This is a genomic window from Actinopolymorpha sp. B17G11 (assembly GCF_040196095.1).
GTDB lineage: Bacteria > Actinomycetota > Actinomycetes > Propionibacteriales > Actinopolymorphaceae > Thermasporomyces.
Genome location: NZ_JBEFTW010000005.1, coordinates 1 through 26,857, shown reverse-complemented (window position 1 = coordinate 26,857; position 26,857 = coordinate 1). Strand labels below are relative to the sequence as shown.

General features: G+C 69.3%; 24 protein-coding genes, 1 tRNA gene and 1 pseudogene. 16 read left to right on the top strand and 10 right to left on the bottom strand.

Features of this window, described 5'->3' with window-relative positions:
- Positions 1-444: 444 nt before the first annotated feature.
- Positions 445-933: a glutathione peroxidase gene (locus tag ABN028_RS07370; protein WP_349696060.1), complete on the bottom strand. Its 489-nt coding sequence runs from the start codon at positions 931-933 to the stop codon at positions 445-447.
- Between the two features lie 146 nt (positions 934-1,079).
- On the opposite strand from ABN028_RS07370, the gene sigJ reads away from it, so the two are divergent.
- Entirely contained in the window at positions 1,080-2,105 is a 1,026-nt protein-coding gene (sigJ, locus tag ABN028_RS07365; RefSeq protein WP_349696059.1) for an RNA polymerase sigma factor SigJ, read from the top strand.
- Positions 2,106-2,196: 91 nt separating this feature from the next.
- On the opposite strand, the gene ABN028_RS07360 is transcribed toward sigJ, so the two are convergent.
- Entirely contained in the window at positions 2,197-2,460 is a 264-nt protein-coding gene (locus ABN028_RS07360; protein ID WP_349328449.1) for a GntR family transcriptional regulator, read from the bottom strand.
- Between the two features lie 200 nt (positions 2,461-2,660).
- Here ABN028_RS07360 and ABN028_RS07355 point away from each other — a divergent pair, with 200 nt between their 5' ends.
- Positions 2,661-2,924: a zinc finger domain-containing protein gene (locus tag ABN028_RS07355; RefSeq protein WP_349696058.1), complete on the top strand. Its 264-nt coding sequence runs from the start codon at positions 2,661-2,663 to the stop codon at positions 2,922-2,924.
- Positions 2,925-3,149: 225 nt separating this feature from the next.
- Positions 3,150-4,334, top strand: a complete 1,185-nt coding sequence (locus tag ABN028_RS07350; RefSeq protein ID WP_349696057.1) for an NAD(P)-binding protein — start codon at positions 3,150-3,152, stop codon at positions 4,332-4,334.
- 132 nt (positions 4,335-4,466) lie between these two features.
- On the opposite strand, the gene ABN028_RS07345 is transcribed toward ABN028_RS07350, so the two are convergent.
- From ABN028_RS07345 to ABN028_RS07330, 4 genes are all read right to left on the bottom strand, one after another.
- Positions 4,467-5,153 carry a response regulator gene (locus ABN028_RS07345; protein ID WP_349696056.1) on the bottom strand — a complete coding sequence of 229 codons (687 nt, stop codon included), beginning with the start codon at positions 5,151-5,153 and terminating at the stop codon, positions 4,467-4,469.
- A gap of 107 nt (positions 5,154-5,260) precedes the next feature.
- A complete protein-coding gene (locus ABN028_RS07340; protein WP_349328453.1) occupies positions 5,261-6,532 on the bottom strand; it encodes a sensor histidine kinase in 1,272 nt (423 codons plus the stop codon).
- 26 nt (positions 6,533-6,558) lie between these two features.
- Entirely contained in the window at positions 6,559-7,293 is a 735-nt protein-coding gene (locus ABN028_RS07335) for an ABC transporter permease (RefSeq protein WP_349328454.1), read from the bottom strand.
- 131 nt (positions 7,294-7,424) lie between these two features.
- Entirely contained in the window at positions 7,425-8,357 is a 933-nt protein-coding gene (locus tag ABN028_RS07330) for an ABC transporter ATP-binding protein (protein ID WP_349328455.1), read from the bottom strand.
- Positions 8,358-8,657: 300 nt separating this feature from the next.
- On the opposite strand from ABN028_RS07330, the gene pdxR reads away from it, so the two are divergent.
- Together pdxR and ABN028_RS07320 are read left to right on the top strand one after the other, a co-directional pair.
- The gene (gene pdxR, locus ABN028_RS07325) at positions 8,658-10,190 is read left to right on the top strand and encodes a MocR-like pyridoxine biosynthesis transcription factor PdxR (protein ID WP_349328456.1); all 1,533 of its coding nucleotides are present in this window, start codon (positions 8,658-8,660) and stop codon (positions 10,188-10,190) included.
- Positions 10,191-10,324: 134 nt separating this feature from the next.
- Positions 10,325-10,765 carry a MarR family winged helix-turn-helix transcriptional regulator gene (locus tag ABN028_RS07320; protein WP_349328457.1) on the top strand — a complete coding sequence of 147 codons (441 nt, stop codon included), beginning with the start codon at positions 10,325-10,327 and terminating at the stop codon, positions 10,763-10,765.
- Positions 10,766-10,795: 30 nt separating this feature from the next.
- Here ABN028_RS07320 and ABN028_RS07315 read toward each other — a convergent pair whose 3' ends face one another.
- On the bottom strand, positions 10,796-11,731 hold the full coding sequence (locus ABN028_RS07315; protein ID WP_349696055.1) for a beta-ketoacyl-ACP synthase III: 936 nt from the start codon (positions 11,729-11,731) through the stop codon (positions 10,796-10,798).
- Between the two features lie 198 nt (positions 11,732-11,929).
- Positions 11,930-13,258: an amidase gene (locus tag ABN028_RS07310; protein ID WP_349328459.1), complete on the bottom strand. Its 1,329-nt coding sequence runs from the start codon at positions 13,256-13,258 to the stop codon at positions 11,930-11,932.
- Between the two features lie 186 nt (positions 13,259-13,444).
- Here ABN028_RS07310 and ABN028_RS07305 point away from each other — a divergent pair, with 186 nt between their 5' ends.
- Positions 13,445-14,140: a GntR family transcriptional regulator gene (locus tag ABN028_RS07305; protein WP_349696054.1), complete on the top strand. Its 696-nt coding sequence runs from the start codon at positions 13,445-13,447 to the stop codon at positions 14,138-14,140.
- A 220-nt stretch (positions 14,141-14,360) separates the two neighbouring features.
- Positions 14,361-14,993 carry a class I SAM-dependent methyltransferase gene (locus ABN028_RS07300; protein WP_349328461.1) on the top strand — a complete coding sequence of 211 codons (633 nt, stop codon included), beginning with the start codon at positions 14,361-14,363 and terminating at the stop codon, positions 14,991-14,993.
- A 44-nt stretch (positions 14,994-15,037) separates the two neighbouring features.
- Here the strand turns inward: ABN028_RS07300 and ABN028_RS07295 are convergent, their stop codons facing one another.
- Positions 15,038-17,053 carry an ABC transporter substrate-binding protein gene (locus ABN028_RS07295; protein ID WP_349696053.1) on the bottom strand — a complete coding sequence of 672 codons (2,016 nt, stop codon included), beginning with the start codon at positions 17,051-17,053 and terminating at the stop codon, positions 15,038-15,040.
- Between the two features lie 479 nt (positions 17,054-17,532).
- Here ABN028_RS07295 and ABN028_RS07290 point away from each other — a divergent pair, with 479 nt between their 5' ends.
- The 4 genes and pseudogenes from ABN028_RS07290 to ABN028_RS07275 all read left to right on the top strand — a co-directional run.
- Positions 17,533-18,771 carry an MFS transporter gene (locus tag ABN028_RS07290; protein ID WP_349696052.1) on the top strand — a complete coding sequence of 413 codons (1,239 nt, stop codon included), beginning with the start codon at positions 17,533-17,535 and terminating at the stop codon, positions 18,769-18,771.
- Between the two features lie 31 nt (positions 18,772-18,802).
- Positions 18,803-19,273, top strand: coding sequence for an SRPBCC domain-containing protein (locus ABN028_RS07285; RefSeq protein ID WP_349696051.1), 471 nt, complete (start codon positions 18,803-18,805; stop codon positions 19,271-19,273).
- Positions 19,273-19,587, top strand: coding sequence for an ArsR/SmtB family transcription factor (locus ABN028_RS07280; protein WP_349328465.1), 315 nt, complete (start codon positions 19,273-19,275; stop codon positions 19,585-19,587). Before ABN028_RS07285 ends, ABN028_RS07280 begins: the two co-directional genes overlap by 1 nt.
- Positions 19,587-19,811 (top strand): annotated as a pseudogene (locus tag ABN028_RS07275) (DUF899 family protein); the annotation flags it as partial. The gene ABN028_RS07280 and the pseudogene ABN028_RS07275, both read left to right, overlap by 1 nt.
- 144 nt (positions 19,812-19,955) lie before the next feature.
- Here ABN028_RS07275 and ABN028_RS07270 read toward each other — a convergent pair.
- Positions 19,956-20,042 (bottom strand) — tRNA-Leu (locus ABN028_RS07270).
- 545 nt (positions 20,043-20,587) lie between these two features.
- Between ABN028_RS07270 and ABN028_RS07265 the strand changes: the two genes are divergently transcribed.
- From ABN028_RS07265 to ABN028_RS07245, 5 genes are all read left to right on the top strand, one after another.
- A complete protein-coding gene (locus tag ABN028_RS07265; protein ID WP_349696050.1) occupies positions 20,588-21,658 on the top strand; it encodes an FHA domain-containing protein in 1,071 nt (356 codons plus the stop codon).
- Complete coding sequence (locus ABN028_RS07260) at positions 21,658-22,131, top strand: FHA domain-containing protein FhaB/FipA (protein ID WP_349328467.1); 474 nt, start codon at positions 21,658-21,660, stop codon at positions 22,129-22,131. The genes ABN028_RS07265 and ABN028_RS07260 overlap by 1 nt, the downstream gene beginning before the upstream one ends.
- 47 nt (positions 22,132-22,178) lie before the next feature.
- Positions 22,179-23,708, top strand: a complete 1,530-nt coding sequence (locus ABN028_RS07255) for a PP2C family protein-serine/threonine phosphatase (RefSeq protein ID WP_349696049.1) — start codon at positions 22,179-22,181, stop codon at positions 23,706-23,708.
- A complete protein-coding gene (locus ABN028_RS07250) occupies positions 23,705-25,126 on the top strand; it encodes an FtsW/RodA/SpoVE family cell cycle protein (protein WP_349328469.1) in 1,422 nt (473 codons plus the stop codon). Before ABN028_RS07255 ends, ABN028_RS07250 begins: the two co-directional genes overlap by 4 nt.
- A 97-nt stretch (positions 25,127-25,223) precedes the next feature.
- Positions 25,224-26,681, top strand: coding sequence for a peptidoglycan D,D-transpeptidase FtsI family protein (locus tag ABN028_RS07245; protein WP_349328470.1), 1,458 nt, complete (start codon positions 25,224-25,226; stop codon positions 26,679-26,681).
- The last annotated feature ends 176 nt before the right edge of the window (positions 26,682-26,857 follow it).

Genomic DNA, 26,857 nt, shown 5'->3' with positions numbered 1-26,857 from the left:
GGCATCGATCGGCCCGCGGGCCAGGTGAGGCCCGACCACTGCCCAGACCACAGCCTGGACTGAGGATTGAGGCTCACGACGCTCACGGCACTGAAGAAGAGAAGGAGTGCCACCAGAACCGCCACCGCGGTTCGGCGGCGTGGACGCGTCGGTCGTGTGCCCGGAAGGTCCATCGCTGTCTCCCCCTGGGTACCGGTGCCGGCCGCACACTGCTGTGGACGTGGGCCATGCCAACGTAACCCGGGGGTGGGGACGGCGTCCGCGACTCCGCGGATCGGTGCCAGATGCCCGGCCTGTCCCGCCGTGACGAGTGTGGCGAACGCGTTTCATGCTTGGCAAACCGCGCAGGTACGGGCCAGTGCGGACAGCCTGTGCCGGAACGCCACATCCGCCGAACGTCGTCGGCAAACCGACCCAGTCCTCCGACGGGCGGACGAACGGTCCTCAGCGGGGGAGCTGCGCCTCCACTGCGGCGACGAGGGCCGCGTCCTCAGGATCCGTGCGCGGCCGGAACCGGCCGACGACAGCGCCCTGCGGGTCGACGAGGAACTTCTCGAAGTTCCACTGCACGTCTCCCGCCTCGCCGTCGGCGTCGGCCGTGGAGGTGAGCTCGACATAGACCGGGTGCCGGTCGGCACCGTTGACGTCGAGCTTCTCGAACATCGGGAACGTCACGCCGTACGTCGTGGAGCAGAACTCCTGGATCTCCTCGTGCGTACCCGGCTCCTGCCCACCGAACTGGTTGCACGGGAAGCCGACGACCGAGAAGCCACGGTCGGCAAAGCGCTGGTGAAGACGTTCCAGGCCGGAGTACTGCGGCGTGAGGCCACATTTGGAGGCGACGTTGACGACCAGCAGAGCCGAGCCGGCGAGGTCGCCAAGTGAACCGGAGTCGCCGGCGAGGGTACGCAGTGGGATGTCGTGAATGCTCACGGTGGTCCTTCCGGAGTTCGGGCGGCGAGACAACTCTCGGCACCCTTGAGCGTGGGACGCGCCGTCGACAATACCCATGCCATCCGCGCGGCAGCCCTGAGCGGACCCGCGCCACCGCCGTTCCCGCGCACTGGTAGGACTGCAGTGTGCACAGCGGTGACGATCAGGACGCCGGGCCCGACGGCGTTGCGGCGTTCAACCCGCATCGCGAGCTGCTCTTCGGCGTCGCCTACCGCGTACTCGGCCGTGCGGTTGACGCCGAGGATGTCGTCCAGGACGCCTGGCTGCGCTGGCGGGACGTCGACCACGCGCGCGTCGTGGACGTCCGTGCGTACCTCGTGAAGGTCACCACCAGACTCGCCATCGACCGGCTGCGCAGCGCCCAGCGCAGGCGTGAGACCTACGTCGGCCCCTGGTTGCCGGAGCCCATCCTCACCGGTACTGGCCACACTCGCGCCGGCCTTCCCGGCTCCGGCCCTCACGCCACGAACGTCGCGGGCTCCAGCGTCGCCGGCAGCAGTCTCACGGGCGGAGGCCTCACCAGTCCGGACGTCGCGGACGAGGTGGCGCGCGCCGAGACGGTGTCGTTCGCCCTGCTGGTGGTCCTCGAAACCCTGTCTCCGCTGGAACGCGCGGTGTTCGTGCTACGGGAGGCGTTCGCCCTGTCCTACGCCGAGATCGGGGAGGTGCTGGACCGGACCGAGGAGGCCGTTCGCCAGCTCGCCCGCCGCGCGCGCGACCACGTACGCGAACGCCGGCCGAGGTTCGACACCGACCACGCGACCCAGCGGAGGGTGACGGAGCAGTTCCTCGCGGCCAGTATGTCCGGCGATCTCGCTTCCCTCATGCGGGTCCTCGCGCCGGACGTCACGCTGCACGGCGATGGCGGCGGCGTGGCCAAAGGGCCGCTCCGCGTCATCTCCACCGCCGACAAGGTGGGTCGCTTCCTGCTCGGCATGGCCACCAACGCACCACCGGAGCCGCGGGCCTTCCTCGCCACGGTCAACGGCCAGGTCGCGCTCGTCGTCACCTCGCGCGGCGTACCGCACTCGGTTCTCGCGCTCGAGGTGGCGGACGGCAGGGTGACGACCGTGCGGCTGATCGCCAATCCGGACAAACTCCGCGGCCTGCGGGACATCGAACGAGTCGGAACGCCCATCCCGCTCGGCTGACCGGCCGGACCCGTGTGTGCTTGCGCCGCGAAGGATCGCAGAACCACGTCGGCCGTACGGACGTGCAGTCAGTAGCTGGTGATCACGCCCGTCAGTGCTTGGACTCGTCCTCGCTCACATAGGTGCCGCGTCCCGTGACGGTGAAAGCAAGCCCTTCCTCGACGACTAGGCGCACTGCCCTTCGCACCGTCGCGCGCGCCAGTCCGTACTCGCCCATCAGCTGAGACTCGGACGGAATCGGCCAGCCGGGCTCCCAGTCGCCGCGTGCGATCCGGGCGGCAAGGATGCCTGCGAGCTGCCGGTAGGGCGGCTCCGGGGCGTTGTGTCGCACCTGCTCGTCAGGTCCGTAGTCCATGGCTGGGCAGGCTAGGGCGGGCAATCATAGCCGCGCCGGGTCATCATCAGCTGCACTTGGATGTAGACGTCTAGATCGGGCTAGGGTTACAGTTTCCGTCGCTCGGGGGGTCAAGCGAAGGAGGCGACTGTGCGGTGGAAGGTGGCGACGTTCGCGGCGTTCGTCCTTATCGGCCTGGTGTGGGCGGCGGGGTTCGGCCGGTGAGCGCGGATGCGGAGATGGCCGACCCGATCGACTCCGGCGTGGTGGACAGGGTGTTCGAAGGGTCGGTGGCCGCGGACTTCGGCTACACGCAGGGCGATCTGGGCATCCTGGCCCGGTTGCTGTGCCGCCCCTGCCCCACCTGCGGGGCCGAGCCGGGAACCTGGTGCCGCACGCGGAACGGCCGGGTGCTCGTCGGTCTGGACACCCAGCATTCCGCGCGGCGGCGATTCCAGGCCGGGTGCACCCCCGTCGTCCGGTGACCATGATCGTGATCGTGAAGGAAAAGTCAGCTATCCACCGAAAAGTCTTCATGATCACGATCATGATCACGGGCAGGACGGCCTGAAACTCACCGCGCAGCCGACCGAACGGACCATGTCACGTCCGGTTCCTTCCCGTCGTCCGAGTGGGTGGACGGACCGCGGCCGATGGCCCCGAACCACGGCGGCCGCCCGCGGACTGCGTACACGGGTAGGAGTTCCCGCATGAAGCAGGTGACCGTGATCGGCGGCGGGCTGGGCGGCCTCGTCGCCGCGATCGCAGCTGCCGAAGCCGGCGCGAGAGTCGAGCTTTTCGAGTCACACCAGACGCTGGGCGGGCGGGCGCGCTCGACCGAGGGCGCGTACATCGCGAACGATGGTCCGCACGTCTTCTACAGCGACGGCCCGCACTGGCCGTGGCTCGTCGAGCGTCGCATCGTCACGCCCGCGGCGAGGATCCCGCTCCGTGAGGGCCGCTGGCTGCGCTTCCGCCACCAGGGCCGCCGCCGCGCCATGCCCCCGGCCGGCGTCCTGCGACCCGCGAGCCGCCGGCGCCTCGAGGCGCCGTTCGACCAGGACTTTCGCAGCTGGGCGACCTCCCGGTTCGGCGCCGGGAGCGCGCGGATGACGGCGAACATGATGGGCGTCGCGACGTTCGACCGTGACCCTGGCCGGCTGTCGGCGGCGTTCGTCTGGGAGCGGTTCCTGCGGGTCACGCGGCCCGGCTATCCCTCCCCGCGCTACGTCGTCGGTGGTTGGCGGGCCGCCGTCGACCGGCTCGCCGCGCGGGCGCGCGAACTCGGCGTACGCATCGAGACCGGAGCCCGGGTCGACGTCCTGCCGACATCCACCCCGGTGATCGTGGCGACCTCGCTCGACGCGGCCCGCCACCTGCTGGGCGACGACACGCTGCGGTGGGAGAGCGGACGGACGGCGATGCTCGATCTCGGCGTACGACGGCACAAGGGTGACGCGTTGGTCGTCTTCGACCTCGACGAGGCAGGATTCTTCGAACGCTTCACCGGACCGGACCCCACACTGGCGCCGCGCGACCACTCACTCGTGCAGGCGCAGATGCCGTTGCGGGTCGGTGAATCCAAGGCCTCGGGGCTCGCGCGGCTGGAGGGTCTCGTGGACCTCGCGCTACCGGGATGGCGGGAGCGTACGACGTGGCGGCGCGAAGCCGTGGCGGCCGGGCGTACCGGAGCACTCGACCTGCCCGGCACCAGCTGGCGCGACCGGCCGGCGATCGACCGCGGCCACGGTGTCTATCTGGTCGGCGACCAGGTGGCGGCGCCCGGCCTGCTCTCCGAGGTCACCCTGGCGAGCGCCCGCCAAGCCGCTCACCTCGCAGCCGGTGCGCCAGGACCCGCGGTCCTCGCCGCGCACCACCCGGCAGTCCGCCAGTAGCTTGCGGACAGGGCACGTCCTGCGACCCGAGACGATGCATGGCAACTCCCGACGACACGCGGTGAATGTGCCGCGCTTCATTGGGAGTGATCACGTAAACGTGATCACTCCCAATGAAGCCCGGCGGACGGTTCACGGCGTGCCGCCGCCGGGGGTGAACAACCCACGGTCGAACGCGGTCGCCACCGCGGCGGCACGATCGTTGACGCCGAGCTTGGCGTAGATGTGGAGTACGTGCGTCTTCACGGTTGCCTCGCTGATGAACAGCTTCGCCGCCGCCTCCCGGTTGGTCGACCCCTTGGCGATCAGGCCAAGCACCTCCAGCTCCCGCTGGCTCAGCGGTTCCCGCGCCGGCTGGCGTACCTGACGTACCTCGCGTACCTGTCCCATCAGCCGCGACGCCACGGTCGGCGCGAGCACGGCCTCGCCCCGTGCGGCGGCGACGACGGCGCGGAAGAGCTCCTCGCGGGGCGCATCCTTGAGCAGGTAGCCCGTCGCGCCGGCCTCGATCGCGGCGACGACGTCGGAGTCGGTGTCGTACGTCGTCAACACGAGCACCCGCGCCGCACTCCCGCGTTCGGCGAGCTGGCCGATCGCCGAGACTCCGTCGACGCCGGGCATGCGGAGATCCATGAGGACGACGTCCGGGCGCAGCGCCAGTCCCTGGCGGACCGCCTCCGCTCCGTCGGCCGCCTCGCCGACGACCTCGAAGCGGGTGTCACCGCTGAACATTCCGCGCAATCCGTCACGGACCACCGGATGGTCGTCGACGATCAGGAGCCCGATCGGATTGGCGTGGTTGGCACCCTCGGGGTTCACCTCATCACCCCGCTCCTCGCGGCCAGCTCCGCGCGCACTCCGGCGACCAGCCTCGCCCTCGCTACTCACACGGCCGCCCCCGCCACTCACTCGGCCGCCCCCGCCACTCACTCGGCCGCCCCCGCCGCGATTGCCGGAACACTGGCCGAGATGGCCGTTCCGACTCCCGACTCGGACTCGACCTCGAGCCGGCCGGCCAGTCGGCGTACCCGCTGCCGCATCGCTGTCAGGCCGAACCCACCCTGCTGACCCGCGGCCTCGGGCACGTTGCCGATCTCGAACCCGGCACCGTCGTCACGGACGTCCAGCGTCACGACGTCCTCCATGTAGGACAACGTGAGGCCCACCCTCGTGGCGTTCGCGTGCTTGGCGACGTTGGCGAGGCCCTCCTGGGCCGTCCGGAGCAAGGTGACCTCGACCTCGGGATGCAAGGGGCGAGCCGTGCCCGTGGTGGTGACACTCGCGGGGACGTCGTTGACGGCCGACCAGCGTTCGACAACGTCCTCGAGTGCCTCGGGAAGCCGCGCGACCTCGAGCGCTTCGGGGCGGACGGCATGAACCGAACGTCGTGCCTCGGACAGGCTCTCGCGGGCGAGGACCGCCGCGGTGTCAAGGTGACGTTGCCATTCGGCCGGGTTGTCCTTCGCCTGGTCGGCCGCCTGAAGCTGCGTGATGATGCCGGTGAGCCCCTGCGCCAAGGTGTCGTGGATCTCGCGTGCCATGCGCTGGCGCTCGTCGAGGACACCCGCCTCGCGCGCCTGGGTCAGCAGCTGTGTGTGGAGCCCGGCGTTCTCCTCCATCATCGCGGTGAGCTTGGCGTTGGCCTCGGCGAGTTCGGCGAGTGTCGCCTTGCGGTTCTCGTGCTGCCGGCCGGCGATGACGGCGAAGAAGCACATCGTGCCCGCGATGACGGTGTTGACGGCGAAGAGGGCGACGTAGCTCGCGATCATCGCGGGAGACGGCTCCTGCATCCCGCCGGTCTGCGACAGAGCGGAGACGGCCGCCGTCCCGGCGATCCCGACGAAACGCCAACGCCCGGGAAGAATGATCATCGAGTGGAGGTACCCCACCCACGCGAAGATGCCGTACCAGGGTGCCAGCGCCACGAGGATGCCGGCGAGGATCAGCAGGCCGACGAAGTAGACCGTGCTCAGAGGCTGCCGGTCGAAGGTCGTGGGCCGACGGGTCACGAAGCAGTACACCCAGGCGACGGCGAGCGCCGTCACGGCGAGGATGGCGTTGGTCCGTCCCTGGGACTGCTCGTGGAAGAGCGTCACGATCAGCGAGAGCCCCAGCAGGACGTACGGGAGGCCGCGATAGATCGGCATCTCGCGGCGTTCCCAGATCTCCAGCGCGCTTGCCGGCTCGATCACCTTCACGGTCTACCCCTCCTTCCGGGCGTCGGTCACTCCCAACGGAAGAGCTTCGCCGCGATGGCAGCCGCCGCCGCCGCGACCATCGCCATTATGACCAGGTGCAACGGCTCCGGCCCGGTGCCCGTCCAGGCGTCCTGGAGGGCCTGGACCCCGGGCGGCAGGTACGCACCCAGCTGCACCACGAGATCGGGCAGCATGAACCTCGGCAGGTAGACCCCGCCGAAGAACATCGACAGGAAGAAGATCGGCAACGCGATCGCCGTGGCCATCCGAGCGGTCTTGGCGGTGGCGGCCGCGAGGAGCCCCAGCGCGAACAGGGCGCCCCCACCGAACAGACAAGCCGCCACGAAGCCGCCGGGATGCTGGGGAAGTGGTACGTCGAACGCGAGATGCCCTACCAGGACGAGCAGCGCGATGCCCGCGAGGGCCGCCACGAAGTTGACCACCAGCTGGGCGATCAGCAGGTTCGCCGGGTGGACGGGTGTGGTCGCCAGTCGACGCAGAACGCCCTTCTCGCGATAGGTGGCGAGGCGGATCGGCAGCGTGTTGACCCCGAGCGTCGCCAGGGTGATCACGACGAGAGACGGCGCGAAGACGTCGATGAACGCCATCCCGCCAAACGTTTCCGAGGGCTCGCGGGTGGCCGGGATGAGGCCGATGACCACCATGATCGTCGTCGGCAGGGCCAGGGCGAGCAGTGGTGTGGCCAGGTCGCGGAGGAACAGTTTGGTCTCGATGGCGGTGACTCTGCCGAGTGAGCGCACGGGAATCTCCTACATGGTCAGGCGCCGGCCGGAGGGGCAGACGGCGGGGCAGACGGCGGGGCAGATGGCGGGGCAGACGGGCGCGGACATGCGAGTGCCGGGCGGGCGCGGCTGCGGTTCGGTTGGCCGTTTCAGTTACCGGTTGAGTTGTCGGTTGAGATGTCCAGAGAACGGCCGGTGAGCTCGACGAACGCGTCGTCGAGGCTGGCCTGCTCCACCCGGAGTTCGTGAGCGACGATCTGCTGACGGGCGAGGACCGAGGTGACGGCATGCAACACGTTGCCGGTCCCCGTCACCACGACCTGTCGGCCCGAACGGGTCACCGAGGTCACCTCTGGCAGGTCGGCCAGCACCGCGTCGTCGAGAGCCGCTGACGGCCTGAACCTGATCCGCTGCTCGTCGTTGACCCGCGACACGAGACCGGCGGGGGTGTCGAGCGCGACCAACCGGCCGGCGTCGATGACCGCGAGCCGGTCGCAGAGGCGTTCGGCCTCCTCCATGAAGTGAGTGACCAGGACGATCGTGACCCCCCGGTCGCGGACGCCTTCGATCAGGCTCCACGTGTCGCGACGGGCCTGCGGGTCGAGCCCCGTGGTGAGCTCGTCGAGGATCGCGATCTCGGGATTGCCAACGAGGGCGAGGGCCACCGAGAGCCGCTGCTTCTGGCCGCCGGAGAGACGCTTGAACGCCGTGGTGCGCTTCTCGTCGAGACCGAGATCCCGGATCAGCTGGTCGCTGTCGGCGGGGTTGCTGTAGAAGGAGCTGAAGAGGGCGAGGGCCTCCCAGACCCTGAGCTGCTCGGGCACCTCGCTCTCCTGCAGCTGCACACCGAGGCGCTGCCGCAGCTCTGCACGGTCGCGTCGAGGGTGGAGTCCGAGCACGCTGGCGGTGCCGCTGTCAGGCGTACGCAGTCCCGCGAGGCACTCCACGGTCGTGGTCTTGCCCGCACCGTTGGGTCCGAGGATGCCGAAGATCTCGCCTCGTTCGACCGTGAACGACACGTCGTCGACGGCGGTCTTGGCGCCGTAGCGCTTGTGGAGCTGGTTGACCTCGATGACTGGCACGGCCCGTCCTCCTCCGCTCAGGTGACGAGATCGAGCCTCGCCCAGGAGGGGCCACTCGCGGATCGTCTGGTCGGCCACACTCCTGCGTGGTTCGGGCTGAGCCGACACCTCCACCGAGCGGAGTACCCAGATCCACCGTTCGGTGGATCCGGGTACCGTCAGGCTGCCCGGCGACGGTCTAGGGCAGGGGTTCCGGACCGGGTTCCGGACGGGGTTCTCGACCGCCGGGCCGGCAGGCCATTCCGGTCGGTGGCCGGCGGGCGTTCCAGAAGAATTGGTCTGGGCGTACCATCCAGTCTCGTGGCCACCACACGTGCCAAACTCGCCTGGGACACCCTCGTCGACGTCGAGGCGGCTGGGCCGGGACCCCTACACGAACGCTTGACCCGGTCGCTCCGGCAGGCGATCCGCGACGGCCGGCTTCCGCCGAGCAGCGCGCTTCCGCCCAGCCGCGCACTCGCGACCGACCTCGGCTGCTCGCGCTGGGTCGTGACGCAGGCGTACGAACAACTGGTCGCTGAGGGCTATCTCACCGCGCGCACCGGCTCGGCGACCACCGTGCGCGCGACCGGTCCGACCGAGGACCGGGGGGCCGCACCCAACCGTCCGGGCGGCGGCGCCACGACGGCTGGCACGGGGGTCCCCTCCGCCACCAGCGCACCGGGCCGTACCCCCTCACATCCTGGCTCGGCGGGATCGGGCCAGTTTTCGACCCGGTACGACCTCGCGCCCGGACTCCCGGACCTGCGGGCGTTCCCGCGTCGGCGTTGGGTGGAGGCGGTGCGATCGCAGCTGGCCACCATGCCGTACGACGATCTCGGCTATCCCACGCCCGGCGGCGCGCCGCACCTGCGTGCGGTGATGGCCGACTACCTCCGCCGCGTCCGGGGCGCCCTCACCGACGCCGGCGATGTCACCTGCTGCTCGAGCGTCTCGGACGGGGTGGCCCGACTCGCGACATGCCTGCGTACGGCCGGCATCGAGCGGATCGCGGTCGAGGACCCCGGCTGGACCAGGCTCCGGCAGACCATCGAACGCGTCGGTCTGCGTACCGTCGGCATCCCCGTCGACGCCGACGGACTCCGCGCTGACGAACTCGCGAAACGCCGGGACGTCCGGGCGGTCCTGGTCACGCCGGCCCACCAGTTCCCGACCGGAGTCGTCCTCACGCCGGGACGCCGCGCAGTGCTGCTCGACTGGGCGCGTGACGTCGACGGGCTGATCCTCGAGGACGACTACGACGCGGAGTTCCGTTACGACCGGCGACCGGTCGGGACCCTGCAGGGTGCGGATCCGGAGCACGTCGCGCTGTTCGGTTCGTTGTCCAAGACGTTGTCGCCGGCGATCGGGATCGGCTGGATGGTCACACCCGCCCGCTGGACGGCCGAACTCCGCGCCGGGGAGGGCGGCATGTCGATGCCGTCGGCACTCGACCAACTGGCGTTCGGGGAGTTCGTCGAGTCCGGTGGGTACGACCGGCACCTCCGGGCCGCCCGCCAGCGATACCGCCACCGCCGCGACGCCCTGGTCGCCGCCATCGACGCGCGCCTGCCCAGGTGCACGCTGTCCGGTGTCGCGGCGGGTCTCCACCTCGTCCTCCGACTCGAGCCGGGGACCCCGACCGCGGAGGTGGTTGCCCGTGCGGCCGCCAGCGGTGTCCGGGTCGCCGACCTCGACGCGTACCGGGTTCGGCCCGACCCGTCCGCACCCGCCCTCGTCCTCGGCTACGGCAACCTGCCCGACGGCGCCGTCGACCCCGCGGTGAGCCTGCTCGCCGCCGCGGTCGCTGCGGTACGCCCGGATGCTTCCGTCCGCACGCCGGCCGGCCGGTGACGGTCGGCGCTTGGATGAGGGCGCCCCTCGTACAAACCGCCGATCCATGAGGGCGCCCCTCACCCAAGGCGGGCCGCTCCGACCCGGCGGCCGGGCGACGACCTCGATGGACGCGGACCGAGGAGAATGGCGCGATGGGCGAGACTCCGACCAGTTGGCCGAACGACGAGTTCCAGGCCGTGTTCTGGGCGACCAAGCGTGCCCTCGCCGAGGCCGCCGATGTGGCGTACCGGCGTCACGGCGTACGCGACGGGCAGCAGTTCCTCCTGATGGCACTGTGGAAGGAGGACGGCCTGCCGCCAGGTGAGCTCGCCCGGCGGCTGGGGCTCGCGACGCCGACGGTCACCCGGGCCGCCATCCGGATGGAGGCCGCGGGACTCGTCACCCGCACCCCTGACCTCTCCGACCGCCGCCTGGTCCGGATCCACCTCACCGAGCGCGGACGAGACCTGCAACACGTCCTGGACAAGGAGATGCGCGCCCTCTCCGACCGCGCCCTCGCGACGCTCTCCGACGAGCAACGCACGACGCTGATCGAGGCGCTCGACCTGATCCGCCGCAACCTCAGCCGCTGATCCATCCCCGTCCGCCAGCGCCCGTCGACGCTACGGGCAGCGGATCACCTGGCCGGCGTAGGAGAGTCCCCCGCCGAAACCGAACAGCAGCACCGGCGCACCCGACGGGATCTCGCCGCGTTCGACGAGCTTGGACAGGGCAAGCGGAACGCTCGCCGCCGACGTGTTGCCCGACTCCACGACGTCGCGGGCGACCACCGCGTCCGTCACCCCGAGTTGGCGGGCGATCGGCTCGATGATGCGCAGGTTGGCCTGATGGGGGACGAACGCCGCAAGCTCCTCCGGCGCGATCCCGGCCCGATCGCAGGCCTGCCGCGCGAGACCGGCCACAGCGGTCGTCGCCCAGCGGAAGACCGCCAGTCCTTCCTGCGAGAAGACGCCCGGTACACCCTCGATGCGTACCGCGTTGGACATCTCGGGTACGCAGCCCCACACGACCGGCCCGATGCCAGGCTCCTCGGCGGCACGCACCACCGCCGCTCCGGCGCCGTCGCCGACCAACACGCACGTCGTACGGTCGGTCCAGTCGGTGAACTCGGTCAGCTTCTCCGACGCGATGACGAGGGCGTTCCGTGCGGCGCCGGCCTGGATCGCATGGTCGGCAGTCGCGAGGCCGTAGCAGAAGCCCGAGCAGGCGGTGTTGATGTCGTACGCCGCGGGGGCCCGCACACCCAACCGCGCCGCCACCCGCCCGGCCATGTTGGGTGACCTGTCTCTCGCCGTGCAGGTCGCGACCACGACGAGGTCGATGTCCTCGGCGCCGAGACCACCGGCCGACAACGCCTTCTCCGCCGCGTACGCCGCCATCTCGTCCACGGACTCCGTCTCGGCGACGTGCCTGGTACGGATGCCGACCCGGGTGCGGATCCATTCGTCATTCGTGTCGACGATCTTCGCGAGATCGTCGTTGGTGAGAACCTTTGCCGGCTGGTAATGCCCGAGTGCCACGACCCGCGATCCCGTCACTGCGCGCTCCCTTGTGTACGACGTCGGTGACGCTTCCACTGTCATCGATCTCCCGGCGAGAAGGTACCCGCCCGGTCGCCAGTACCTACCCGGACGCGTGGGAGGATCTCGCCAGTTCCTCCCTCAGCAAACGTTCACGCCAGCGCTCCCTCCGGTTCGAGCGGGACTTGGACACCCCGCCGCGCCGACGCACCCGCCTCAGGCCGACGTGGCCAGCGCGCCTTCCAGCTCCACCGCCCAGTTCAACAGGTCCTCGTCGGCGTTCGGGCGCGCGGCGAACTGCACACCGAGCGGAAGGCCGTTGGCGGCCGCGCCGGCGGGCACCCCGACCACCGGCAGGCGGGCCTGGGTCCAGGGCAGGTTCATCAGCGGGCTGCCGGTGGTGTGGAGCCCTTCGGGTGCGGGACCTGTCGCGGCGGGGGCGATCCACATGTCGATCCCCTCGGCATCCATCTGCGCGACCAATGCCGCTGCGTACTCCTTGCGTTCGGTCAGGGCCCGTTCGTACGCCTGCACCGAAATCCGCCGGCCCTCACGGATCGCGGTGGCCGACTGCTCGCGGTAGCGGTCTTCGTACGTCCGGAACCACGTCTCGTGGGTCCGCGCGAGTTCCACCAGGTTGATCAGATCGTTGCGCTGGATGACGTCGCCGAGGTCGGTGAGCGTGGAGATCCGGCGTACGGCGAAGCCGGCGTCCTCCAGGTGCCCGACCTGGTCGGCGAACGCCTGCCGCGCCTCGGCAGTTGCCTGGTCGAGGTAAGGCCCCTCCGGTACACCGAGCACGGGGCGCCGCATCGGCCCCACCTCCGTCCGCGCCCGCCAGCCGTCGCAGACGACGGCCGCCGCGGTCGTCGCCGTCGCCACGTCGTGGCTGAGTAGACCGACCGTGTCGAACGACGGCGCGTTCGCGATCACGCCTGCCGTCCGGATGCGGCCGTAGGTGGGCTTGAACCCGACGACTCCGCAGAACGCCGCGGGCCGGATCACCGATCCCACCGTCTGCGTACCGATCGCGAGTGCCACCAGCCCCGCCGCCACCGCGGCGGCCGAACCGCTGCTCGACCCGCCCGGAGTGTGCCTCAGGTCGTGCGGGTTGCGGGTCGGGCCTGGCGCCATGAACGCGAACTCCGCCGTCACCGTCTTGCCCACCACCAGCGCGCCGGCGTCACGCAGGCGCGCCACCGCGGGTGCTTCGACCGCGTCGGACGCGGCGAGCACCTCGATCGGGAGCCGTGCACCGGCACCCGTCGGCAGGCCGTCGACGTGGACGACGTCCTTCACCCCCAGAGGTACGCCGAACAGCGGCGGGCGCTCGCGCGGATCCGGCCAACGACGTACCAGCTCGCTGACCTCCGTGCGCACCCGCTGCCGGCGGTCGGGTTCGGCGACGAACGCCTGGAGATCCGCGTCGACGGACTCGATCCGGGTGCAGATCTCGTCGGCCAAGCTCACCAGGTCGAGGTCACCGCGTCGTACGGCTGCCCACTCGGCCAGCAACGTGCGCGCGTCTGCCGTTGTCCCACGCATGCCGTCCACCGTGCCACACCACGCGCCGCCCAGTCGTCATGATCATGGAACCGCGCACCAGCCGCGACTGTCCGTGCGGCACGGCGTCACCACCCACCCCGAAACTGACGGGCAGATGTCGGAGCGCCTCTATAGGATGTTCGGCGGTCTTACCACGTGGTATGACCCGAGCGTGGGGAGACGTGGGTGGCGAGTGCGCAAGGCATGGTGAAGGCTTCACTGGCGGCCCGTCGTCTTCCGCAACGCCGCATACTCACCGACGACGTCTACGAAACCGTCAAGGCGTTGGTGATGGACCACGCCCTCGCCCCCGGGGCGCATCTCAACATCGACGCACTCGCCCGCGACCTCGAGGTCTCGCAGACCCCCGTCCGGGAAGCACTGGCGCGGCTCGAGTCCGACGGCCTCACTGTCAAGCAGCCCTTGCGCGGCTACACGGTGGCGCCCCTGCTCGACAAGGACCAGTTCGAGCACCTCTTCGGGCTCCGCTTCCTCCTCGAACCCTGGGCTGCCAGTCAGGCCGCGAGACGCGCGACCCCAGCCGACCACGCCGCCCTGGAGGCGACGTTCGCCCTGGTGACCGACGTGCCGGCCGAAGGAAGCTACGACGCCTACCGCGCCCTCACCGCCCATGACGAACGGTTCCACGCGCTGATCCACGAACTCTCGGGCAACACCCTGCTCGCCCCGACGTTCCAGCGACTTCACCCGCATCTGCACATCTTCCGGCTCTACTACGGCAAGGGCATCGGCGCGCAGGCGGTCGACGAGCACCGGTGCATCCTCGAGGCGATCCAGCGGGGCAGTGCCAAGGCTGCCGAGGCGGCCATGCGCGCCCACCTCACCGGATCCCGCGACCGGCTACGGCCCGTCTTCGACTGAACGACCACAACCACGGGCACCCCGGCGACGCGTTCCCAGCCGGGCCGGGGTCGGCTCCCACAAGCGGCGCGCCGGTCCCCGCCGTTTTCCGAAATACGTAGAACTGCCGAAAAGCCGTTATCATCCGTCCCGTCGGCATCCTCCTGATTCGCCCGAGGTGCCAGAACGCCTTGCTGGGACGCGGATTCCGGTCGCCCAGGTAGGTGTGCAACATTGCGGGGTGCCTTTCGTCCACAACGACTACTACCAACGACGTCTGATCCGTCAGCTGCCCGCTGGTGGTCGTACGGCACTCGACGTCGGCTGCGGCACGGGCAGGTTCGCGCGGCGGTTGGCCCGACGCGGCTACGACGTCGACGCGATCGACCAGTCGGCGGAGACGCTTGCGACAGCGCGCGCCTTGACGGCACAGATCTGGGCGGCCGGCACGATCCACTGGCAGCAGGCCGACATCACGACGGTCGACCTGCCGGACAAGCACTACGACTTCATCAGCTGCCTGGCGAGCATCCACCACGTACCGTTCGAGACCGTCGGCAGGTTGCGGGACGCGCTCACCCATGACGGCGTCCTCGCGATTCTCGGCCTCTACAACGAGGAGACCGCGAGCGACTGGCTCCTCAGCCTCGCCGCCGTCCCGGTGAACGCGGCGGCGAGGCTGACGATGGCCATCTCCGACAAGCTGCAACCCACCTGGGAGAACCACGTCCAGCGGCAGGTCAGCGCCCCGACCATGCCGCCGAGCATGACTCTTGCGCAGATTCGTACCGCCGCCGCCGAGGAACTTCCCGGCTGTACGATCCACCGCCTGCTCTTCTGGCGCTACCTGCTCGTCTACCGCAAGACGACCTGACCGGCGCCGCCTGCTCTGCCCAGGCGATCCGACAGGCCGACGCCTCACTCGTCGGTGATGAAGTACTGCTCCGGGTTCGTGGGACCCGGCGTGGGATACAGGAACGACTGCGGCACGCTCTTCGGCACGTTGTGGAAGTTGTTCTTCACGATGCCGTACGACTGGGGCATCAGGATCGTCCCGATGTGGTAGAAGAACTCCTTCGAGATCGTGAGCAACTCCTTCAACAACCGGTCGCGCTCGGCCTCGTCCATCGTCTGGCGTACCTGCTGGTAGAGCTCCATCTGCCGGCGTACCGGGGCCGGCGGTCGCTCGCCGTCCTTCCCGCCGGTCTGGTACCACAGCATCCACTGCGGTGCGTAGTTCGTCGACTCGTTGGCCGACGGGAAGTACCAGTCCGTCCGCATCAACGGCTCGATCCAACCGCCGCCCTCGGCCTGCCAGACCGCAGCGTCGTGCTGTCCGGCGTCGGTGCGTTCGTCGAACAGCGCGCGGTCCTCGTTCTTGACCTGGATGTCGACGCCGACCTCCCGCCAGTGCGAACGGACGAGCTGCATCGTGTCCGGCCACTCCGCGCGGAACGCGGTCGGCACCTCGACACCGAACGAGATCCGCTTGCCGTCGGGCCCGAGCCGGAACCCGTCGCCGTCGCGTTCGGTGAACCCGGACCTGTCGAGGTGTTCGTTGGCCAGGTCCACGTCGTAGTCGGTGTACTGCTTGGCCATCTCCTCGTCGTAGTACGGCGAGCTGTCACGCGGCGCCACCTGGAAGGGTTCACCCTGCCGCTGGTAGACGGAGTCGATGATCTCCTGGCGGTTGATGGCGTAGGACAGGCCGATCCGGAAGTCCTTGTTGTTGAAGACCTCCCGCTTCGCCGGATCGGGATGGTTGAGGTTCAGCGCGACGACACAGGCGTTGGAGTCCGATGGCACTTCGTCGAAAAACGTGTAGTTGCCCTTGGCCCGCCCGCGCGCGAGGACCGGCTTGTTCTGCAGGGTGTTGATGGTGCGGTCCTGCATGTCGATCTCGCCGTTGCTGGCGGCCAGAACCATGACCTGCGGGTCGGCGATGTGCCGGTACACGAGCCGGTCGATGTAGGGGAGCTGGCTGCCTTCGGGATCGGTCTTCCAGTAGTACGGATTGCGGTCGTAGATGTAGCGGGTGCCCTCGCCGAACACCGTCCTCGCCAGCCAGCCGTGCAGCCGCGGCACGTCCTTGTTCGCCCAGGTGTCGGCCTTGAGAAGCAGCAGCTCGACCCAGCTTGCCTGATCCTCGTCCTCGGCGAGCTGGTCGGCGTCGGGGTTGTACTTCTTGTGGAACTGCTGCATGTAGTGCTTGGGGAACTCGAGGATGTCCAGGGCGTACGGCGTCGCGTTGCTCTGGATGAACAGGCTGTTCGGTTGCGCGAACGTGAACCGTACGGTGACCTCGTCGACCTTCTCGATCTCGCCGGGCTCGTCACCGGAAAGGTACATCGGCGGCGGCACGGGAAAGAGGTCGGTGTTGAGCAGCACGTCGTCGTAGGCGAAGACCAGGTCGTCGGCGGTGAACGGCTTGCCGTCCGACCACTTCATCCCCTTGCGAAGAGTGACGACGTACGCCCGGCCGCCGTCCTCGACCGTGATGTCCTTGGCGACGTTGGGGATCACCTTCTGGAACTGCGGATCCCACCGCATGAACGTCTCGTAGCCGACAGTACGGCCGAGCCAAGCGCCGTCGGACGGGCCGAGCGTGCCGCTGTTCCACTCGCCGCCGTACACCCCGATGCGGTCGTTCGGCTCGACGACCAGGGGTTCGTCGGGAAGCCGTTCAGCGACGGGAGGCAACTTCCCGTCCTTGACCAGCGCCGCCAACATCGGCGCCTCCTTTCCCTTCGTTCCCGGGCCGCTGCCCTGGTCGCCGTTGCCGTTGCGCTCTGATCCGGGGTCGGTCGAGAGGAACGAGCAGCCGGTCGCCGATGCCACCGATGCCGCTGATGCCGTGACGAGAAGTGCCGCCCCGCTGGTACGGAGCAGGTTCCGTCGTGTCACTTCGTTGTGGAGCCACGCGCGGCTGGTCACGACGCCTCATCTCTTCTGCGTACGTCCATCCGCCGAACCTGCCGCGGTGAACCCGCAGAGACAGTGTGGGAGAGCGCTTTCCATCGATGTGAAACGGATTGTATGAGCGACATGCCGGACAAACAAGGACAGATGTCCTGGTCGCCCGGATGAAACACGCCAGGGAGAACAGGGGCCTGTTGAGGCCCGGGGGAAGAGAGCGTGTTGGGTGCGCGAGGGGGGAGTTGAGCCGTAGAACCAGCACGCTCGATCACGCCCAAACCGCCGTCCTGAGCGTGAAACCGGCGTCTCGTTACCTCCGGTTCCGGCAACGCCGCGACGGATCTGTCGCCGTCGCCTTCCTGAGCTGATCTCCCACCGACCATCGCGAGAGGGCAGCGTCGCGCAGGGCGTCGCGCAGAGGCCGCCTATCTGCAACCCGACGGTTGCGCTCTGCGGAATCTTGTGCAACCGTTTGATTGCACTCAATGGAGGTTTTCATGGACACGGTCACAAGGCCCAACGAAGGCGAGACCCGCTCGATCCTCGTGGTGCTCTTTCTCGGGGCGTTCGCGATGGGCAGCGCGGACATGCTCGTCGTGGGGATGCTCGACCTGATCTCGGCCGACCTGGCCGTCTCGGTCCCGCAGGCCGGCGCACTGGTGACCGCCTTCGCGCTGAGCATGGCGATCGGTGGGCCGGTGCTCGCACTCCTGACGGCGCACCTGGACCGCAGGATCGTCCTGCTCGGTGCCGTGGCGGCTTTCGCGCTGCTCAACGTGGTTCCGGTGCTGGTGGCCGACTACACGTTCTTCCTCCTGGCGCGCGCCGGGGCCGGAGCGGTCGAAGGCCTGTTCATCGCGGCCGCGCTCACCGCGGTGGAGGGCATCGTGCCGAAGGACCGGTCCGGCCGCGCGATGGGCCTGGTGATCACCGGATTCGCCACCTCGAGCGCACTCGGGCTGCCCCTCGGGACGCTGGCAGGACAGGTCCTCGGCTGGCGCGCGTCGTTCGCCGCCCTCGTGGGCATCGCGCTCGGGGTCCTCATCGCTGGCGTCCGGGTGCTCCCTTCGGTCCCGACGCGCGCGAGCCGGACGGCCGGCGCTCAGCTCCGCCTCGCGTTCGCACCGCGCGTGCTCGCCGCTTTGGCGCTGTGCTGCCTGGTCTTCGCGGGCGTCCAGTCGGCCCTCACCTACCTAGTGCCGTACCTTGGCGACGTCACCAGGATCTCGGGCACGACGGTGGTGGGCGTGCTGTTCGCCTTCGGCGTGGCGACCACCGTTGGATCCGCGGCCGGCGCCCGGTTCGCCGATGCCCACGCCGCGCGCGCCCTGGTGGGCGGGACTGTCGGCCTGACGGCCGTGCTCGTGACCATGTACCTCTTCGGCGGGCACGCGGTGGTGGCTGTCCTCACCATCGTCGGCATGGGACTGTTCGCCATGGGGATGGCGCCGGCCCTGCAGAGCCGGGTGATGAGCCTCGCCGGACCCGGCGCGGCCCTCGCGGCCTCGCTGCCGGCGTCCGCCGCCAATGCCGGGGACTCCGTCGGCGCGCTCCTCGGGGGAGTCGCGATCAGCCATGCCGGTCTGGCCGCCGCTGTCCTCGCCGGGGCCGTGGTCACCGCCGTCGCCGTCGCCGTCGCCGTCGCCACCAGCCGCCTCCGCCCCACGGCACCCGCCGCCGAGGTCACCCCGACGACCGAGGTCACCCCGCCGAGCGCTGAGCTGATCGGGGCCTGAGCGCCGATCGGGAAAGGAAGGAACGAACGACATGACAGACAACCCGCAGACAGTCGCCGAGCACGACACGTTCACCGTGCGCCGCACGATCCACATCGCCGCCCCGGTGGAGAAGGTGTGGAGCGCCGTCACCGAGCCTGAGCACATCTCCCGCTGGTTCGGGCGCACGGTGCTCCAAGGGACCGGCGTCGGAGCCCCCGGCACCGTGGCCTGGCCGGACGAGTACGCCATCCCGATCCGCGTCGAGGCGGTCGACCGGCCGAGGATGATCTCCTACCGCTGGTGCAACGACGAGGCGGTCGAGTCCGTTCCGAGCGAGCTCGACGCCGCACACTCGACGGTGTTCACCTTCACTCTTGAGCCGTTGCGCGACGGCACCCAGCTCACGGTGGTCGAGACGGGATTCGAGACGACACTCGACCCGGCCCGGAACATCGAGAGCCACCGTCAGGGCTGGGACCAGCAGCTGGACCGGCTGGTCGCGATGCTGGAGGCACGGTGATGACGGAGATTCTGGTTCCTGTGTTCGCCGCGCTGGGTGACGAGACCCGCTGGAGCATCCTGACCGCACTGGGCGAGGCCCCGGCGTCCGCGTCGGCACTGGCCGCCAGGCTGCCCATCAGCCGCCAGGCGATCGCCAAGCACCTCGAGATCCTTCATCGGGTCGGGCTGGTCGAGCCGGTACCGGTCGGTCGTGAGGTGCGGTACCAGGTGCTGGGCTTGGAACTCAGCGCTACCGCCCGACGGCTCGACGCCATCGGCACCGCTTGGGAGCAACGCCTCGCGGACATCAAGAAGATCGCAGAGGGCCTGTGATGAGGCCGCGCTCAACGGCCCTCGAGGACGCCGCTCTCCCGCCCGTGGTCGACCAGGCAGTCTACGAGCTGGAGATCGAGCGGCTGCGCCAGCGGGAGAAGGCGCACACTCGTGAAGCCGACGCGATCGCCGCGGCCCGTCGACGGCTGCCGATGGTCGAGGTGGACGGCGGCTCGGAGCTGCTTGGCCCCGACGGCCCCACCAGCCTCATCGAAGCGTTCGAAGGACGCCGCCAACTGCTGGCCTACTACTTCATGTGGTGGCCGCGGCAACGGCGACAAGCGAATATGGGGAGGCCCGAGCCATCGCACCTACGCGCTCCCGAAGTGGACGAGGCCCCGGATCCGAAGACCCAGGGCCAGTCACTGTGGTGCGCGAGGGGGGAGTTGAACCCCCACGCCCTTGCGGGCACAGGAACCTGAATCCTGCGCGTCTGCCTATTCCGCCACTCGCGCGCGAGACGTTGCGTCCGGGACGACCGGAAGCGCCTAGATGCTAACAGTCCCCGGCGTGGGGGCGTTCCCGGGCGGGGTGCGTGACACTCGGCGGCTTCCGTGCCCGGCCGGCGGCGGCACTCGACCGGCAGCACCGGCCACTCATGGTCGACTCTCGTCCTGGACGTCCGATACTCGACTCCTCGCATTTGGCTGTCCGGTGCCACGGCACCGGCACCGCAACCGACCGGCCACCCCGGACGTGATCATGCAGGACAGGCGGGCCACAGCGAGCAGGAGCCATTGGAGCCATTTTCATGATCACCATGACCGCGGCCGGACCCGACGGTCCAGCCAGGCGTGCCGCGCGCGCAGTTCGCTCCCGGCGGCGCCAGCACGGCATGAGCGCGGCATGATCGGCCGTCAGGATCCGGACCGCGCCAGGACAACTCCGGGTCACTTCCCGGTCGCGCCACGGCAAGGGGTGGTAGGAGGCGGCCACTCCAGGGCTTGGCAGTTACGATCGACCGGAACATGGCACACCCTGCGCGGGAAGGGAGGTACCCGTGGGAGTCTTTCGTCGCTTTGAACGAGGTCTGGAGGGTCTCGTCACCGGGCCTTTTGCGCGCGTGTTCCGCTCGGCCGTCCAGCCGGTGGAGATCGCCTCGGCCCTCCAGCGCGAGCTCGACAACTCCGCACAGGTGGTGTCTCGCGACTCGAGTCTGGTGCCCAACGACTTCACCATCGAGTTGGCACCCAGCGACCACGAACGCCTCGGCCCCTACGCCCAGACGCTCAGCAGGGAACTCGCCGACGTTGTAAATCGGCACGCGCACGCACAGCACTACTCCTTTACCGGCCCGGTCACGGTGGGGTTCGAACGCCGTGACGACCTGTCCACGGGCCGCTTCCGCGTCCGGGGGAGCGCGGTCGCGGCGGTCATGCCGAGGGGTGGCCGTCCCGGCTATCCTGACGCGCGCCAGCCACACCAGGGCCCCGGCTACCCGCCAGGACCTGGCCCGGGTCCTTACCCTGGTCAGCAACCTGGCTACGGTCCGCCACCAGGAGGTCCGGCAGGCCCGGGCGGTCCCGGCGGTCCAGGACCCGGCCAAGGTCGGGGACCCGGCCAGAACCCACAGTCCTGGCCGCCACCCGGTCAAGGACCGGGTGGACCCGCCGGCCCTCCGCACGGCCCGGGCCAGGGCGGTGGCTACCCCGGCGGACCAGGACCGCACCCGCAGGGACCCGGCCAGGGACCGGGGCACAGCCTCGGACAAGGCCCACTCCCGAGCCAGGATTCGGGCGGTCCGGAACCAGAGGCCCCGCCCGCGGGTCCACAGGTGCCCTACCTCGAGGTCAACGGTCAGCGGCACCCGCTCGACCCACCGGGCGTGGTCCTCGGCCGCGGTACCGAGGCCGACCTGCGGATCACCGACCCCGGCGTCTCCCGCCGGCACGCCGAGATCCGGGTCGTCAAGGACGGTGGCTCCTACACCGTCACGGTCCATGACCTCGGCTCGACCAACGGCATCGTGGTCAACGGCCAACGCGTCGACTACGCCGCACTCCATGACGGCAGCCAGATTCTCCTGGGCAATACGCTGCTCGTCCTACGTCGCCCCGGTGGTGTGCGTTAGTGTCCGAGCTCACTCTCACGATCATCAAGCTGGGGTTCCTGGCGGTGCTCTGGCTCTTTGTGTTGTCGACGGTGTCGGTGATTCGTTCCGACATTTTCGGCTCCAGAGTCAGCGGCAGCAACAGGAGTCAGCGGCAGCCCAAGCCGGCCAAACCATCCCGGCCACCGCGGCGTAAGCGAGGTGAACCCTCGGTCGCCGTGGTGGTCCAGGGCACGAGCTCGGGCCTGCAGGTGCCGTTGGGTGATTCACCGCTCGCCATCGGCCGTGGATCGGAGTGTGAGATCCAGATCGAGGACGAGTACGTATCCACCAGGCATGCGGTCCTACGTCCCCAGGGGACGACGTGGTACGTCGAGGACCTCGGTTCCACCAACGGCACGTTCGTCGGTGAGTCCCGTATCCACGGCCCCACAGCGGTCGGGTCGGGGGTCCCGGTCCGGATCGGCAAGACGATCATCGAGCTGTACAAATAGGCGCGCAAAACGATGACCTCCGAGGTTTCTGGCCAAGAGAAGGCAGGATGACGCTCGCCCTCCGATACGCCGCACACACCGACGTCGGCCTCGGTCCGAAGACACGGAACGAGGACTCCGGCTACGCCGGTCCACACCTGCTCGCCATCGCTGACGGCATGGGGGGCACGGTGGGTGGCGACGTCGCCAGCGCCATCACGATCACGACCGTGCGTGCCCTGGACAAGGCCGGCCACAACGAACCGTTGCGCGCACTCGGCCAGGCCGCGGTCGAGGCCAACTCCCGGATAGCCGCCCGGATCGACACCGACCCGCACCTCGAGGGGATGGGCACGACGCTCACCGCCATCCTCGTCCAGGACGGTCTTGCCAACGTCGCGCACATCGGAGACTCCCGGGCCTACCACTTCCGTGCCGGCCGGCTGCGGATGATCACCCGCGACCACACGTTCGTCCAGAGCCTGATCGACGAGGGCCGGATCACGCTCGAGGAGGCCGAGCACCACCCGCACCGGTCACTCATCATGCGCGCGCTCGAAGGCCGGCAGGACGCCCGCCCCGACCTCGACCGGCTCGAACTCGAGCCCGGCGATCGGCTGCTCGTGTGCAGCGACGGTCTCGACAACGCCGCTGTGAAGGACGACGCGATCGCGGACGTGCTGGGCCGGTTCGCCGGACCGCAGGAGGCCGCGGACGCCCTCATCGCCCTGGCCCTCGACCAGGGCAGCCCGGACAACGTGACCTGCGTCGTCGCTGACGTCGTCGATGTCAGCCAGGGCGCTGCAGACGCGCCGACGCTCATCGGCACCGCGGTGGCGGCACCGGCTGTGGTGGGCGCGGCCGCCGAACCCGACAACCAGGTCCTCGACGACTCCGCCTTCGAACACACGGCGGCCTTGAGTCCCGGCGCCATCGTCCATCCCGCTTCCCGGCAGGCGCACGGCCTCTCGGGCGACGGTCTTCCCCATGGCGAGTCGGACCTGGAGGAGGAGCTTCGCTACGCACCGCGGCCTCCGCGCCGATTCCGCTGGCTGAGCCGCATCGTCGTCGCGGTCGTCGTCCTCGGCCTCCTGGGCACGGGCGGACGATGGGCCTACGGATGGACGCAGGACCAGTACTACGTCGGCCCATTCCCCACCGACGCGCAGGCGAACACCAGCAGGGCCCGGGTGGCGATCTTTCGCGGCATCTCCCAGCAGATCCCCGGCGTGCCCCTCTCCCACGTCTACGAGATGCAGTCCTTCGCGCTGAGCAAGCTTCCGTCGTACCAACGCCAGCAGGTCGCCGACACGATCCCCGCCGACAGTCTCAGCCATGCGCGGGAGATCGTCGGCAAGCTACGCAATCTCGCCCAGCAGTGCGCTCCCGCGCCGACCCAGAGCCCGACGCCCACCCCCTCCAAGACGCCCGACTCCAGTCCGACCGCCGGGAAGAAGCCGACAGCGACGTCGAAGCCGACCAAGCCCGCGGAAGGGGCAGCCAGCCCGTCGACGACTCCCCGCGCAGGCGACGCCCGTGCGCCGCAGGAGTGCGATCCCGCGGACTCCACCCCCTCACCCACGTCTGGCTCGAAGTGAGCGAGACCCAGGCACCCGCCGTCGAGGTCCGCAAGCGCCGCACCGCGGAGCTTGTGCTGACACTGCTCGCCCTGGCAGTCGCCGTCGGCGCCTACGCGGTCGTCGGCATCACGCTGACCGGCGAACTCTCGTCCCAGGTCTTCTCCTACGGAGCAGGCCTAACCCTGCTGGTCGGGATCGCCCACGTCATCATCCGGATCCGTACGCCCTATGCCGACCCGATCCTGCTGCCGTGCGTCGTGTTGCTCAACGGCATCGGACTCGCCCTGATCCATCGGCTCGACCTCACCAAGATCGAGAACGCCCGCCTCGACGGGGAGTCGCTGCCACGCGCCGACGCGCCTCTGCAGCTCACGTGGACCGCCGTCGGCGTCGCGGGGTTCATCCTGGTCCTGCTGCTCATCCGCGACCACCGGCGACTCCAGCGGGCCACCTACACCGCGTTGTTCGCCGGCGTGGGGCTGCTCCTGCTCCCGTTGGTCCCGGGCCTGGGGGTGCGCTTCCAGGGGGCGCAGATCTGGATCCGCTTCGCCGGGCTGTCGTTCCAGCCGGGCGAGATCGCCAAGGTCTGCCTGATCGTGTTCTTCGCCGGTTATCTCGTCGTGAAGAAGGACGCACTCGCCCTCGCCGGGCGCAGGTTCCTCGGCATCGACCTGCCACGTGGCCGCGACCTCGGGCCGATCCTGGCGGCGTGGATGATCAGCCTCGCCATCCTGGTGTTCCAGCGCGACCTCGGCACCGCCCTGCTGTTCTTCGGTGCGTTCGTCGTCTTGTTGTACGTCTCCACCGAACGCCCCGGCTGGGTGTTCCTCGGCGGGTCGTTGTTCGTCGGCGGCGCGTGGTTCGCCTACTTCGCCGCGACCACACTCAACATCTCTCAGTTCTCCCACATCGCCAACCGGGTCGACTCCTGGCTCGACCCGTTCGCGGACCGGGACGGTGCGTACCAGATCATCCAGTCGTTGTACGGACTCGCCTACGGCGGCATCCTCGGCCGAGGGCTCGGTGACGGCCATCCCACCCTCGTCCCGCTCGCCAAGAGCGACTTCATCATCGCCGTCATCGGCGAGGAACTCGGGCTCACCGGGCTGATGGCGGTCCTCGTCCTCTACGGCATCATCGTCGAACGCGGCCTGCGGACGGCCCTGCTGTGCCGGGACCAGTTCGGCAAGCTGCTCGCCACCGGGTTCGCGGCCGTCTTCGCCCTCCAGGTCTTCGTCGTGATCGGCGGCGTGACCAAGCTGATCCCCCTGACCGGTCTGACGACGCCGTTCCTGTCCTACGGCGGTTCGTCCCTGGTGGCCAACTGGGCCCTCGTCGCCCTGATGCTGCGCATCAGCGACTACGCACGCCGCCCGCCAGCTCCGGTGGCGGTGCAGACCGATGATGCGATGACACAGGTGGTGAGTCGCCGGTGATGGAAGCGATGCCCCCAACGATCACGGCCGTGGAGACGGAGACGGTGGTGGCAGCGATGACCCCGAAGATCGCAGCCGCAGGGACGGTCGTGATCCGATGAATCGTCCGATCAGGCGGCTCGCCGTCGCGTTCATGGTGCTCTTCTTCGCGCTGCTCGCCAACGCCAACTACATCCAGGTGTTCCAGGCGCCGGACTACAACGACAACACCGACAACACCCGGGTGCTGCTCGACGAGTACGCCCGGCAGCGTGGACCGATCCTGGTCGGCCAGCCGCCGGACCAGATCGAGGTCGCGCGGTCCGTCGAGACCACCGACGACCTGGTCTACCTCCGGAAGTACGCCAAACCCGCGCTCTACGGCCACATCACCGGCTACTACTCCTACACGTTGGGCCCGAACGCGATCGAGTCGGCGTACAACTCGATCCTCGCCGGCACGGACGACGGGTTCTTCGTCCGGCGGGTCGTCGACCTGGTCACCAACCGCCAACCCAAGGGCGGCAGCGTCAAGCTCAGCATCGACCCACGGGCGCAGCAGGCCGCATTCGACGGGCTCGAGGGCAAGACCGGCTCCGTCGTCGCGATCGAACCGGCGACCGGCAAGATCCTCGCCATGGTGAGCCGGCCCGGCTACGACCCGAACCGGCTTTCCTCCCACGACGCCGGGAAGATCAGCGACGCGTGGGCCGAGCTCAACGACGACCAAACCGATCCGCTGGAGAACCGGGCCACGCAGCGGCGCTACCCGCCGGGTTCGACGTTCAAGCTGGTGACGTCGGCGGCGGCACTGTCCTCGGGTAGCTACACACCGGAGACCAATGTCCCGGCGCCGGCCGAGCTCGACCTGCCGCAGACCACGAAGAACATGACCAACTGGCAGGACGGGTTGTGCGACTCGGGGGACGAGATCAGCCTCCAGCGTGCGCTCGAGACCTCCTGCAACACCGCCTACGCCGACCTCGCGCTCAAGCTCGGCGACGAGGCGCTGCGGGAGCAGGCGGAGAAGTTCGGTTTCGGCGCCGCGCACCTTTCGGACCTGCGCGGGGTTTCCAGCGTGTTCCCCGAGGAGGTCGACAAGCCGCAAACAGCGTTGAGCGCGATCGGTCAGTACGACGTCGCGGCGACGCCGCTCCAGATGGCCATGGTGACTGCCGGCATCGCCAACGGCGGCACGGTGATGAAGCCCTACGTCGTCTCCGAGCTCAGCGGTCCCGACCTGAACTCGCTCGATGAGACCGATCCGGAGGTCTTGTCAGAGGCGGTGTCACCGCAGGTCGCCGAGCAGCTCAAGCAGATGATGGTCGGCGTGGTCGAGAACGGCACCGGGTCGCCGGTGAAGATGGGTGTCCCCGTCGCCGGCAAGACAGGTACGGCGCAGACCACGCCGGACCGGCCGCCGTTCGCGTGGTTCGTTTCGTTCGCTCCCGCCGATAACCCATCGGTCGCCGTCGCCGTTGTCATCGAGAAGGCTGACGTCGGCCGCAGCGAGATCTCCGGCGGCAGGCTGGCAGCTCCCATCGCGAAGGACGTCATGGAAGCGGTGATCGAGTGAGCTCCGCGCAGTCCGCACAGAAGGGTGACGCATGACTGAGCCACGATTCCTCGGCGGTCGGTATGACCTTGGCGAGGTGCTCGGTCACGGGGGTATGGCCGAGGTGCGTATCGGTATTGATCGGCGTCTTGGTCGGACGGTTGCGGTGAAGACGTTGCGGGCTGATCTGGCTTCTG

What these genes read in the sequence shown, in the direction of transcription:
- ABN028_RS07290 (WP_349696052.1), top strand. Translation starts at nt 17,533, where the DNA reads ATGGACACGGTCACAAGGCCCAACGAAGGCGAGACCCGCTCGATCCTC.
- ABN028_RS07310 (WP_349328459.1), bottom strand. Translation starts at nt 13,258, where the DNA reads ATGCGTGGGACAACGGCAGACGCGCGCACGTTGCTGGCCGAGTGGGCA.
- ABN028_RS07320 (WP_349328457.1), top strand. Translation starts at nt 10,325, where the DNA reads ATGGGCGAGACTCCGACCAGTTGGCCGAACGACGAGTTCCAGGCCGTG.
- ABN028_RS07245 (WP_349328470.1), top strand. Translation starts at nt 25,224, where the DNA reads ATGAATCGTCCGATCAGGCGGCTCGCCGTCGCGTTCATGGTGCTCTTC.
- ABN028_RS07285 (WP_349696051.1), top strand. Translation starts at nt 18,803, where the DNA reads ATGACAGACAACCCGCAGACAGTCGCCGAGCACGACACGTTCACCGTG.
- ABN028_RS07255 (WP_349696049.1), top strand. Translation starts at nt 22,179, where the DNA reads ATGACGCTCGCCCTCCGATACGCCGCACACACCGACGTCGGCCTCGGT.
- ABN028_RS07360 (WP_349328449.1), bottom strand. Translation starts at nt 2,460, where the DNA reads ATGGACTACGGACCTGACGAGCAGGTGCGACACAACGCCCCGGAGCCG.
- ABN028_RS07350 (WP_349696057.1), top strand. Translation starts at nt 3,150, where the DNA reads ATGAAGCAGGTGACCGTGATCGGCGGCGGGCTGGGCGGCCTCGTCGCC.
- ABN028_RS07280 (WP_349328465.1), top strand. Translation starts at nt 19,273, where the DNA reads ATGACGGAGATTCTGGTTCCTGTGTTCGCCGCGCTGGGTGACGAGACC.